Source organism: Bartonella sp. AD328YNZD (assembly GCF_042196425.1).
The window spans coordinates 1-12,321 of record NZ_JBHIQG010000038.1 but is presented as its reverse complement, the minus strand read 5'-3'; the positions used below and the strand labels follow the sequence as shown (position 1 = coordinate 12,321).

Annotated in this window: 9 protein-coding genes; 2 read left to right on the top strand and 7 right to left on the bottom strand. The window is 35.9% G+C overall.

Annotation, left to right across the window (positions count from 1 at the left end; translation table 11 throughout):
- Nucleotides 1-573 (top strand): metal ABC transporter solute-binding protein, Zn/Mn family (locus ACFIO3_RS03305; protein WP_375695728.1); only part of this gene is annotated, 573 nt, incomplete at its 5' end.
- A gap of 1,895 nt (nt 574-2,468) precedes the next feature.
- Here the strand turns inward: ACFIO3_RS03305 and ACFIO3_RS03300 are convergent.
- From ACFIO3_RS03300 to ACFIO3_RS03270, 7 genes are all read right to left on the bottom strand, one after another.
- Nucleotides 2,469-3,515 carry a sn-glycerol-3-phosphate import ATP-binding protein UgpC gene (locus ACFIO3_RS03300; RefSeq protein WP_375704106.1) on the bottom strand — a complete coding sequence of 349 codons (1,047 nt, stop codon included), beginning with the start codon at nt 3,513-3,515 and terminating at the stop codon, nt 2,469-2,471.
- A gap of 2 nt (nt 3,516-3,517) precedes the next feature.
- On the bottom strand, nt 3,518-4,369 hold the full coding sequence (gene ugpE / locus ACFIO3_RS03295; RefSeq protein WP_375606762.1) for a sn-glycerol-3-phosphate ABC transporter permease UgpE: 852 nt from the start codon (nt 4,367-4,369) through the stop codon (nt 3,518-3,520).
- A 10-nt stretch (nt 4,370-4,379) separates the two neighbouring features.
- A complete protein-coding gene (ugpA, locus tag ACFIO3_RS03290; protein ID WP_375606761.1) occupies nt 4,380-5,264 on the bottom strand; it encodes a sn-glycerol-3-phosphate ABC transporter permease UgpA in 885 nt (294 codons plus the stop codon).
- 95 nt (nt 5,265-5,359) lie between these two features.
- The gene (ugpB, locus tag ACFIO3_RS03285; RefSeq protein WP_375606760.1) at nt 5,360-6,694 is read right to left on the bottom strand and encodes a sn-glycerol-3-phosphate ABC transporter substrate-binding protein UgpB; all 1,335 of its coding nucleotides are present in this window, start codon (nt 6,692-6,694) and stop codon (nt 5,360-5,362) included.
- Nucleotides 6,695-7,667: 973 nt separating this feature from the next.
- Entirely contained in the window at nt 7,668-8,390 is a 723-nt protein-coding gene (locus tag ACFIO3_RS03280) for a glycerophosphodiester phosphodiesterase (protein ID WP_375606759.1), read from the bottom strand.
- Nucleotides 8,391-8,560: 170 nt separating this feature from the next.
- Complete coding sequence (gene guaA / locus ACFIO3_RS03275; protein ID WP_375606820.1) at nt 8,561-10,117, bottom strand: glutamine-hydrolyzing GMP synthase; 1,557 nt, start codon at nt 10,115-10,117, stop codon at nt 8,561-8,563.
- Nucleotides 10,118-10,249: 132 nt separating this feature from the next.
- Nucleotides 10,250-11,536, bottom strand: coding sequence for an RsmB/NOP family class I SAM-dependent RNA methyltransferase (locus ACFIO3_RS03270; RefSeq protein WP_375606758.1), 1,287 nt, complete (start codon nt 11,534-11,536; stop codon nt 10,250-10,252).
- Between the two features lie 513 nt (nt 11,537-12,049).
- Between ACFIO3_RS03270 and ACFIO3_RS03265 the strand changes: the two genes are divergently transcribed.
- Complete coding sequence (locus ACFIO3_RS03265; RefSeq protein WP_273722522.1) at nt 12,050-12,196, top strand: hypothetical protein; 147 nt, start codon at nt 12,050-12,052, stop codon at nt 12,194-12,196.
- Nucleotides 12,197-12,321 lie beyond the last annotated feature (125 nt).

The following is a 12,321-nucleotide window of genomic DNA, read 5'->3' as shown; positions in this document are numbered from 1 at the left end:
CTCGAAATGAAAAAACAAGAACATAATGCCCATCATCACAGCGTTATTGACCCACACGCTTGGCAAACAATTCCCAATGTTGAAATCTATGTGAAGAATATTGCTGCTGCTTTTTGTAAAATTGATCCACAATCCTGCACCAGCTACAAAAAAAATGCCGAAACCTACATCCAAAAACTTAAAATAGCACAAGATACCCTGAAAACAAAAATTGCTACCATTCCTAAAGATAAACGTATCATTATCACATCTCATGATGCCTTTGGCTATTTTGCCAAGGAATATGGTTTTACTATCCTTGCTCCTCAAAGTGCTTCAACAGAAACTGAAGCAACCGCAGCCGATGTAGCCAAGCTTATTAAACAAATTAAAGCGAATAAAGCAACGGCCCTATTCGTTGAAAATATCTCTAATCCTCGTCTCATAAAACAGATTGCAAAAGAAACAGGTTTAACAATTGGTGGAACACTTTATTCTGATGCATTGTCAAACAAAAATGGCCCTGCAGCAACTTATCTCGATATGATGGAACATAATGTGAATACCATCATTGATGCTATCACAAAACATTAAGATCTTCTATAAAAGAGATAAAAAAGAGTTCATAAAATCGTAAGTCTATGGTTATGTTACTAATGATGCCCCAACAGCTATAATTGATAACATTGATATGAAATAAAGTTACTTTTACAGAGAAATTTATACTCTATAGATTCTAAGATAGATAAAGTAAGTAGATTTATTGCCTCATGGTGCCCAAACTGTTAGCAGTAGCATTCTATTTTTCAATGCTTCTTTTACAATAACTCTCGACACTTGAAAGATTCATAAGAAGAATTTTGTGTCTCTTTCTTAAAGTATTTTTATCTATCCAACTTCATTTATAACATGCAAGTAGAATTGTGTATGAATAAAAACCACTTGAAGAAAAAATGCCTCTTATGAAGAGTCTCAACACAATAATTGTTGCAATGTTGGAGACTGAAAGAGAGTATGATGATGGCCCAAGCTTGTATTTTTATACGCATAAAGATGGCAATACACAATGGATTTTATGTTATACTATTTATAAACGACTGCGTGAAAAAATAGTTTGAACAACCTAGCAAGATATTTTTTTAAAAAAGTGCGTAAATTGGCAACCCAACAGCCTTCTGTTTAGGTATTCTGTTTTGTATGAGAGATGCAATTTTATTCAACGAACGTAAAAAAATGTGCTCGGCAATGCTTAATCGCCATTATGTAAGAGACATTGGCTTAGATGTTTTTGAAAATCGCAATACTAAATTAAAAGATGAGGCTAAAGATAAAATCTATTTTTTATTTGATGCTTTCATATTCTGCCTAAATTAAGCTGTCTCCTCATTTTAGAAATTACACAAAACTGAATACAGCACTGAACCGTCTTCATATTTGTCTCAAACATACTGCTGTATAAAGTTTAGGTTGATTTATAAGCAACAAAAAAGCACGCGCTTTATAAGAAAATAATATCATAAAACCATTAATAGACTGGCAATATATTGAAAAAATATACCAGCTTTTATAAAATGCTTTGCAAAACAATAATATAACTGCCTTTGTCCCTACTGATTCTTATAGGTGTTCGCACCAATCCCTTATGTTATATTCATAAAGATCTGTTTTAGGATGATCTATAGGCAATTTTTAACTCAAGAATATAGAAAGATCGATGAGATGTTACAGATGTATTTCATCTGCTTTTATCGCTAAAAGCAATGAAAATTCTAAAATAAGCACACCTTCTATCTCTCAGTGATTTTTTGCAACTTATCAGATACCCTTGCTGAGAATTACATAGTGATTTACATGAGAAAAAATAAACTTGCAGCATGCGCGCATAGGTTTCTCTCTAATTTATGTGATTGGTAAAAAAAATAAATGCTTCTTATAGGAGCTCTGAAACTATTTTAGATCATATGGCCAGCAGTAAAATAGAATGCGCCTATTCTCGTAGAGACTATTTAGAACAGCGTCGTATTTTATGGATCAAATAGACTTTTTATGTTAGGGATCAAAGCTCAGATATGGGGCGCATCCTCCCTTATCTATGACTCATTTTTTCTCTCTATTTCTCTCATTTACTTTTATAATACACATAAATTATTACATCAATAAACATATGATAATATGTTGTTTTTTATAACAAAATTATAAATGAGTAAAAATTGGTTAATAAAGATTTATTCTATATTGATATTTTTTTATAATGAAAATGATGTTTGAAAATTATATTCTTCTTATAGACCATGAAAATGTAAAATTTCTTCATATAAATGTTTTGACATTCTCAGCGCCACGGAACAATGGATCATTACCAAAAGTGTTAAAATTTTGTTTTTAATCCCATCGGTTACAACCTGAGTTTGTAAATGTAATTGAGCAAGTCAAAACACACCATTATCATGACGCAACATAAAAGAGAGTCGTATCACATCAATTAATGCTTACTTATTATTTGTGCGCTTTCCTGTGTTTTTATTAAAAGTATGAAAATTCTGATGAGCAACTGTGAAACTTAGTTTTTGACCATAGTCGTGTGTCAAGCGTTCTTTTATTTCAATCGTAAAGATGATACCATTCCAACGCGTTAAAACATGGCAACCTGTTCCAATAGGCTTGATAAGCTCAATTTTTGTGTGAAAGACAGGCCCTTTATCTGGATGTTCGCCCAATAAGATGATCTCAGGTCTGAAGGCTAAAAGATCAGTTTCTTCGCCATAAGAAAATGAATGCCCTAAATGTTGTTCTAAGACATGGCGATCAAGAAAATTCATAGGAGGAGAACCAATGAAATCAGCAACAAATGTTGTTGCTGGAGTATCGTAAATTTCCATTGGTGTTCCAATTTGCTCGATAGCTCCTTTATTCAAAACCACTATTCTATCAGCTAATGTCATAGCTTCTAGTTGATCATGGGTAACATAGAGGCTCGTTGTTCCTAATGAACGCTGTAGTGTTTTTATTTCAATACACATTTGCGCCCGTAATTTTGCATCAAGATTTGAAAGAGGTTCATCAAAGAGAAAAACACGGGGTTGACGTACAATCACACGCCCCATTGCAACACGCTGACGTTGTCCTCCTGATAATTGTCGTGGTTTACGATCAAGAAATGGTTCTATCTCCAAAAGCTTTGCAGCATGTGCGATACGTTTTTTAATTTCTTCTTTAGGAGTTTTACGATTTTTAAGACCATATTCTAAGTTTCCACGAACTGTCATATGGGGATAAAGGGCATAATTTTGAAAAACCATAGCAATATCACGATCAGCTGGTTCACGATCATTGATACGTTCGTTATCAATGCATAATTCACCTGAGGTGACTTGTTCAAGTCCTGCTATAATACGTAATAAGGTTGATTTTCCACACCCTGAAGGACCGACAAGAACAAGAAGCTCTTTATCGGCAATAGTTAAGTTTAAATTATCAATGACCAGAATGCCGTTGTCATACTGTTTTTTTATATTTGATAACTGGATTATGGCCACAATTACTTCTCCGTTTCAATAAGGCCTTTGATAAAAAGCCGCTGCATGAAGATAACAACAAGAACAGGGGGAACCATGGCAACAACCGATACTGCCATGAGTATATTCCATTGAGGATCATGTTGAAGTGATTCGACAATAAGCTGTTTTAAAATAATAAGGATCGTTTGATGATTTTGATCCGTTGTGATGATAAGAGGCCAGAGATATTGTATCCATCCATAAATGAACATAATGATAAATAAAGCAGCGATATTACTTTTACTAAGAGGAAGAAGAATATCCTTAAAAAATTTAACTGGACCTGCACCATCAACACGTGCCGCCTCTAAGAGTTCATCTGGAACAGTCAAAAAAAACTGGCGAAATAAAAATGTAGCGGTTGCAGATGCAATAAGTGGAATAATCATTCCACTATAGGTATTAACCATCCCCAATTTTGCAACAATCTCATAGGTTGGAAGAATACGAACTTCGACAGGGAGCATCAATGTAACAAAAATAAGAACAAAAGCAGTTTTTCGGAAGGGAAAGCGCATGTAAATAATTGCATAAGCAGACAAAAGTGAAATAATAATTTTTCCAATACTAATCCCAAGAGCCATAATGAATGAATTCATTAAAAGTGGCCAGAGGTTGGGCAAACCCAGCTGTGCAAGGCCATCACCAAAGATTGTTTTATAATTTTCCAGAGCATATTTCCCAGGCAAAAGAGGAAGTGTTCCTGAGGTAAATGCTGCTGAACTATGAGTTGATGCAATGATAGCAACATAAACTGGAAAGCAAATAATGATAATACCAACAATGAGCGTTATATGGGTTATAACTTTCAAAACAGGGCGATTTTCAACCATAATTTGTTTCCTAATATTGTACACGGCGCTCAATCCAGCGAAACTGGATAAACGTTAAGACAATAACCATCAACATCAATAGTGTTGATTGTGCTGCCGATGCACCGATTATTTGATTTCTAAAGCCATCATCATATACTTTATAGACGAGGATGCTCGTTGCACGCGCAGGACCTCCAGAAGTTGTATTATCAATAATACCAAAAGTATCAAACATAACATAATTGACATTGACAATAAGAAGGAAAAACGTCGTTGGTGAAATTTGTGGGAAGATCACAGTCCAAAATCGTTTAAAGGGACCAGCACCATCAATGGCGGCTGCTTCTATTTGAGAACGCGGAACAGACTGAAGACCTGTAAGAAAAAAGAGAAAATTGTAAGAAATCTGTTTCCAGCTAGCCGCAATGACAATAAGAAGCATCGCTTGAGTGCCATTAATACGATAATTCCATAAAACCCCTATTTTTTCGAGAAGAAAAGGGATAATCCCAATAGTGGGATGAAAGATAAACAACCATAATATACCGGCCAATACTGGAGCAACAGCATAGGGCCAGAGCAAAAGCATTGTATAAGCCTTTTTTGCACGGATGACACGATCAACACAGACAGCTAAGAGAAGTGATATTGTCATTGAAGCGACAGTAACTGAGATGGAAAATACTGCGGTTGTAAGAAGCGATTGCCGATAAGTAGGATCAGAAAGAACGGTTATATAATTTTCAAGACCAATAAAAGTTGTTGTAAAGCCAAAAGGATCTTCGCGTTCAAAGGATGATTTTATTGCCTGAGCAGCAGGCCAAAAGAAAAACAAAAAAGTCACAAGGAGCTGAGGAAAAAGCAACCCGTAAGAAAGGAGACTATTTTTAAAATATGCATGCTTTTCTTGCATTCGTAGGGCTCTTTAAATGTAGAGACTTTAAAAAGATAAACAAAAAGGACTCAACGATTTTTGTTGAGTCTTTAATGTTTAACAATAAAACGAAATTAATGATTGGATTTTTCAAATTCACGCAAGAGTTTATTTCCACGTTTAACGGTTTCATCTAAACCATCTTTCGGTGTTTTTGAACCACGAAGAACAGCTTCCAACTCTTGATCAAGAATAGTACGGATTTGTGGTAAATTACCAAATCTTATACCTTTCGAATTAACTGTTGGAGGATTAAGATTGATCTGTTTAATAGCTATATCAGCACCTGGCGTTTTTTCATAGAAATGTTGTTTTTTGCTTAATTCATAAGTCGCTTTTGTGGTTGGAAGATAACCTGTTTCTTGATGCCACCTTGCTTGATTTTCTGTTTTTGAAAGAAATTTAAGAAAAGCGGCTGCCCCTGCATATTCCTTTGGAGTATGTCCCTTAAACGCCCAAATAGAAGCTCCCCCAATAACTGAATTTTGCGGCGCTCCTTCTGCATCCTTATAGTATGGTAGCATACCAACCCCCACATTAAACTGAGCTTCAGAAACAATTCCAGCATATGATCCTGAAGATTGCATTAAAATTGCACAATTTTGTGCCATAAACATTGGTGTTGAATCTAATGCGCCAGCAGGACCACCATAGCGGAAAATACCTTGATCAGACCACTTTTTCAAGTCAGCCCACATACGCACTTGTAAAGGTCCATTAAATGTAAGTTCTGAATCAAATCCTTTAAAGCCATTTTCCTTCGTTCCAAAAGGAACATTATGCAACGCTGAAAAGTTTTCTATACCAATCCATTGAGCTGCATAAGTCATTGTAAAACCACACGTTGCCGCTTTAGTCTCAAGAATTTTTTTGGAAAAATCTTCTATATCTTGCCACGTTTTAGGAGGCTGTTCTGGATCAAGCCCTGCTTTTTTAAAGATATCTTTGTTATAATAAAGGATTGGTGTTGAAATATTGAATGGCATAGAAACCATACGCCCCTGTTCATCGGAGTAATAGCCACTAATAGCAGGAAAATAATCTGTAGGATCGAACTCTTGTTTTGTATCAGCCATAAGTTGATAAAATGGATAGATTGCGCCTTTTGCTGCCATCATAGTTCCAGTACCAACGTCATAAATTTGAGCGAGCACCGGCTGTTTCTTTCCACGAAATGCTGCAATGAGTGAAATCAAACCCTCTTCATACTCACCGCGATATGAAGGAATAACTTTATATTCAGATTGACTCGCATTAAAATCGTTAATGAGACTTTCAGTTTCCTTTCCTAGTTCACCACTCATAGAATGCCAAAAACTAATTTTTGTCTGCGCGAAACCTTCTGTTATTCCCGCTGTTGTTATTATGATAGCAACCGTAGCTACTATGGAAAGATAAAAACGACTCATGGTTCACCCTTTCTGAAGTGATGGAATACAAACTACCCCTAAATTTATAGTATCACACATGAACATGCCATGCCGATTTTATTATAAAAATATGCTGGCTCATTTAAACAGGAACCACCAAAAGGTCAAATGAATTTGTTTAGATTTATTCGTTTTCTTTTATAAGCTTTCTTATGTATTCATGAGTCATTCGATTGTAAATATTTAAAAAAATGAGAAGGTTTAAATAAACAAGGAAATAGGTAAAAAGATATAGATCGTAAATGTTATTCAATGACTATTGTAATATTTGAACTTACTTTTTAAAAAAAGAGTTGTTTATTATTTTGTTATTTGTCTTATAACTTTCGATTTATGCCTTAAAACGGTGTTGATACTACATTGAACAAAGAGATAAATAGACTTTTTCTTAAAATGAAGAAAATTATTTTAAAGTATTTAATGGCCTCCTTCCCTGATAATGGGGTCATGCCCTTCATGCAAAACAAAACGGCATTGTCTTACAAAATTTTCATGCTGTTAAAAAATCTTTCAATACATCTATATCTCATGATAGCTTCTATAAAATGGAATATTAAAGTCCCTCCACTAAAGTGTATAAAACTTTTTGCACGCCATCATTCTTATGCTTCAAAAAGTGAAAAACAGCACCACTCTATGAACCCTCATGCTTCAACAAGTCTTGCATTTGAGAGCGTTTAAATGAAAATTTTTATTCTTTTCTCACGAGATATTTATCCACACACCAAGCCTACTTGTAATGTGCAAGTGAATGATTTTGATTGATCCATTGTAAAAAGATTTGAAATGAAAAAAACTTATATGTTAAGAATTCTCATTCAACATGAAAAACTATTAATTATCATTATAAATTAATGTGTTATTGTTACGTGTAAAAAAATATTTCTTGTTTTCTTCCATTAAGCTCGCTTTATGAAGCGTACAAGGATTTCTTTTATAAGGTATATATTTTTTACCTTTGTGCTCGCAATGTCAATGCAAGATCAGGTTGATCTGTCGTAATATAATGTACAGGCATATCAAGCCAATGTGATAACCGAGCTTTTCCATTAATTGTCCATACCCCTACAATAAAATCAGCCTCAAGAGCTGATTCAATAAAATCCTGTGTAACAATAGAGCCATTTAAACTTAGATCAGTATACCCCAATTGTTTCCATTCAGAAAAATGACGGTGCATATCACCTTCAAAATTATCAACACATGGACCAGATGGTATTCCTGCCTCAATAAAAGGACGAAGAACTAAAGGATCAAAACTAATTGCAGAAACCCGTTCTGTTAAATTGCGGCTTTTTATGAGCGCAAGCGCTTTTTGAGATAATATTGTTTCACGCTCCACTTCACCACATGTTTTGATTTCAATATGTAACGCAACATTCGTTGGTGCTAGAAGATCAAGCACCTCTTCTAATAAAGGAGGTGCTTCTCGGCTACCTTTCACGCAGAGTTGTTTGCGTGTTTCATTATCAATGTCGTGAATATATCCCTTTTTGCCAACCAATTGGTCTAGATGAAAATCGTGAAAGACAACCACCTCACCGCTTTTTAGCAAATGAACGTCGCATTCAACTTCATCAACACCTAACGCTATAGCATTATTAAATGCCGAAAGGGTATTTTCAGGATAAAGATGAGCTCCTCCACGGTGTGCAACAATTTTTTTCTCAGACATGCAAAATTTCATACTTCTCACTTTTCAATATATTGACGTACAGATTTTCAGATAAAGACTTATATCAACATGAAAATGCACAATAATTTTTAAATATTTTTTCTACATTTTTCTGAATATCAAACCCTCAGTCATATTTTATTCTGAAAAAGGCTTATCCTTCATTTCAATTATTCCCATTCAATGGTACCAGGAGGCTTTGAGGTTACATCATACACAACACGATTAATTCCTCTAACTTCATTAATAATACGTGCTGCTGTCTTACTTAAAAATGCCATATCATAGGGATAAAAATCAGCGGTCATTCCATCTACAGATGTGACAGCGCGAAGAGCACAAACAAATTCATAAGTGCGATCATCCCCCATAACACCAACAGTTTGAACTGGAAGAAGAACAGCAAAAGCTTGCCAAATTTCATCATAAAGTCCGGCCTTACGGATTTCCTCAAGATAAATAGCATCTGCTTCGCGTAAAATTTCTAATTTTTCACGTGTTACAGCACCTGGACACCGAATTGCAAGGCCGGGACCTGGAAAAGGATGGCGACCAATAAACTGCTCCGGTAGCCCTAACTCTCGCCCTAGCGAGCGAACTTCATCCTTAAAGAGCTCACGCAACGGTTCTACAAGTTTCATCTTCATCTGTTCTGGTAGTCCACCCACATTATGATGGCTTTTAATGGTTACCGTTTCACCAATAGCAGACACACTCTCAATGACATCTGGATAAAGTGTTCCTTGTGCTAAAAACTCTGCACCTCCTATTTTTTTTGTTTCTTCTTCAAAAGCTTCAATAAAAAGGCGACCAATTGTTTTGCGTTTTTTTTCTGGATCTGTCTCACCTTTTAAAGCATTAAGAAACACATCAGCAGCATTAACGTGAATAAGCTCTATATTATAGTGATCACGAAAGAGCGTGAGAACTTCTTCAGCTTCATTCTTGCGCATCAGCCCATGGTCTACCAAAATACATGTCAGTTGATCTCCTATGGCTTCATGAAGGAGTACCGCTACAACAGATGAATCCACTCCCCCTGAAAGACCACAAATCACACGACTTTTCCCAACTGTTTGTCGTATTGTCGCAATTGCCTGCTCACGATAAGAAGCCATTGACCAATTACCTTTAATAGCAGAGATCTTATGAACAAAATTTTGCAAAAGTTTTGTACCATCTGGTGTATGGATAACTTCAGGATGAAACTGTACCGCATAAAAATGCCTTTTCTCATCAGCAATAGCCGCATAGGGAGCACCTTTTGAGGTTCCTATGACACGAAAACCTTCTGGTAAAGCTGCCACACGGTCACCATGGCTCATCCATACTTGATAACGAGAACCTTTTTCCCACACTCCACCAAAAAGGGCACTCTCTTCTTGAACTTCCAAAAAAGCGCGCCCAAATTCACGCTCATGTCCAGCTTCAACCTTTCCTCCAAGCTGAATACACATGACTTGTTCACCATAGCAAATACCCAGAATCGGAACACCCGCCTCAAAAATTTCCATTGGAGCACGCGGAGAGCCCTCATCAATAACGGAATAAGGACTCCCTGATAAAATAATAGCTTTAGGATTTATGCGGCGCACAGCTTCTAAAGCCAATTGAAAAGGAGTAATTTCACAATACACTCCCATTGCTCGTACCCTTCGTGCAATAAGTTGTGTAACTTGTGAACCAAAGTCAATAATAAGAACAGTGTCTGGATGTGATATGCTCATAGAAAACCAATCAACAATTGTAAAAGAAAACTCATGAGAGTTATGATTCAATCTTTCTCTTTTCACAAGCCTGTTTTCTTAAGAAAAAGATTATTCTCGTAAAGTTTATGATAAAAAGTGTAAAAATATGGATCAATGTTTTTTTTGCAACACAGATAAAAAGAACCCATCTGTTTGTGTTGTGGCCGGCGACAAAGTAAGTCCATAATTTGAAAAAACTGGTTGCACAGGAGAAAAACTAAAATGTTTCTGCCAAAGCGCTGGCATATCTATTGGAGAAAAATGAGAATGTTGTTGAAGGAAATGGGAAATTTGTTCCTCATTTTCATCTGTAAAAAGAGAACAGGTAATATAGATTAGGCGCCCATTTGGCTTAAGATAAGCTATCGCTTCATTCAAAATATCCCTCTGTTCTGTTTGGCGTTGTTTCACCTGTTCTAATGTTAAACGCCATTTCGCATCTGGACGACGACGCCATGTTCCTGTCCCACTACAGGGTGCATCTAGTAGAACTCTATCCATCTGGCCTATTAATGGCTTCAATTCTTCTTTTTGTGCTCGTACTTGGACATTACGAACACCAGCGCGTCGAAGACGATCAAAAATAGGAGCTAGGCGTGCTTTATCAGAATCATAAGCATAAATTTGCCCACGATTTTTCATATCAGAAGCTAAAGCTAATGTCTTTCCACCAGCACCTGCACAATAATCTAATACTTGCATGCTTTCTTGCGCTTCTACAAGATGAGCAACAATTTGAGATCCTAAATCCTGTATTTCAAAGTATCCTTTTTGAAAAGCTGGTTCCACTTGAACATTGGGATGACGATTAAACTTTTCAATCGGTGCAATTCTTAAAGCTTGCCCAAACCATGGAAAAGATTTAAGTTTGGTTTTTGCTAATTCTTTCAGCACCTTTTCTGGTGTTGCCTTTAGGTTATTTACCCGTAGGTCTAAAGAAGGACGCGTTGCTAACGCAGCCGCTTCAGTGATCCAATTATCACCAAATAAAGGACGCAGATGCACTTGACACCATTGCGGAATATCACCACGAATATAGTCTGGAGCATCCACTAATTGCTGACCTTGCCACGATTTACGCTGTTTAGCCCCTAATAACTGCGGTGCAAACCGATCTTCTGCCAACTCACCGTCAATTTGCTCCAGCGTCATTTTTCCAGAATCTAATAAGGCACCAAAAACGATATCTCGGATATCATCACTCTCCATACGCCATTGTAAAGAATAACGTCGTCTTAAAACATCATAAACGATTGTACCAATGGCTGCACGATCACCTGCTCCAGCAAAGCGATGAGAAAGACCCCAATCCTTTAAAGCTTCTCCTACTGGGCGATGCTTCATTTCTATCTCTTTGAGAATATCTATTGCTGCTTGCAAACGCCCACCTAATCGCACTCATTTCTCCCATTAAAATAATAAAATTTTAAATCATCTAAAAAAATAATATTATCTTCTTCTTGCCAATGAAACCTTCTCAAAGCCATAAAAATTTACATTCAATATTAAAATTATCTGATCAAACTTTTTATAAAACCCAATTTAGAGTATCTAGATTTCTCCCTTTATCGTTTTGCCCATTTCCTTTTTATCCTTCTACCTCTTATACTAAAAGATACGTAGCCATCCATAAAGAACTTATTTCCGCCATGCATTATGCAAAAAACAACCTCTCTATCATTGTGTAAAATAAAATTTACGAAGATTATCTGAATAACAGAAAAAGCAAATATCTCCCATCTTTTGATGGCTATCCTTCTGAAAAAATAGAAAAAATATTTTCATAAAATTAAACAAGTTCATCTGACACTCATCAAAAAATTAACTTTTTAGAAAATGCTTGGAACCACTATTTGGCATGACCGTTTTTACTCTACTGGCAACTGCCAGGAAATTTAAAAGGAGAAAATAATGACTTATAATAATGGAAAAACAACTTCATCTAAAAGCCGTCATAATACAATGCCCTCAAACAACGGAAAGAAATCCGTCCAAAGTGATCAGACAAACACTCGCCAACGTGCGTCAAAGACTGGACGGAAGACAACAAAAAGTTAATTCTAATTGTATATAACTTATTTCACATAGTCTAGAAGAAAGAATTAGAGTTTTAGTCTCTAATTCTTTCCTTTTAGGATTTTATTCCAAATCACAAACAGAAAGAAGAACAGCCTCTCTTTTTT

What these genes read in the sequence shown, in the direction of transcription:
- ugpA (WP_375606761.1), bottom strand. Translation starts at nt 5,264, where the DNA reads ATGCAAGAAAAGCATGCATATTTTAAAAATAGTCTCCTTTCTTACGGG.
- ugpB (WP_375606760.1), bottom strand. Translation starts at nt 6,694, where the DNA reads ATGAGTCGTTTTTATCTTTCCATAGTAGCTACGGTTGCTATCATAATA.
- ACFIO3_RS03265 (WP_273722522.1), top strand. Translation starts at nt 12,050, where the DNA reads ATGACTTATAATAATGGAAAAACAACTTCATCTAAAAGCCGTCATAAT.
- ugpE (WP_375606762.1), bottom strand. Translation starts at nt 4,369, where the DNA reads ATGGTTGAAAATCGCCCTGTTTTGAAAGTTATAACCCATATAACGCTC.
- ACFIO3_RS03280 (WP_375606759.1), bottom strand. Translation starts at nt 8,390, where the DNA reads ATGTCTGAGAAAAAAATTGTTGCACACCGTGGAGGAGCTCATCTTTAT.
- guaA (WP_375606820.1), bottom strand. Translation starts at nt 10,117, where the DNA reads ATGAGCATATCACATCCAGACACTGTTCTTATTATTGACTTTGGTTCA.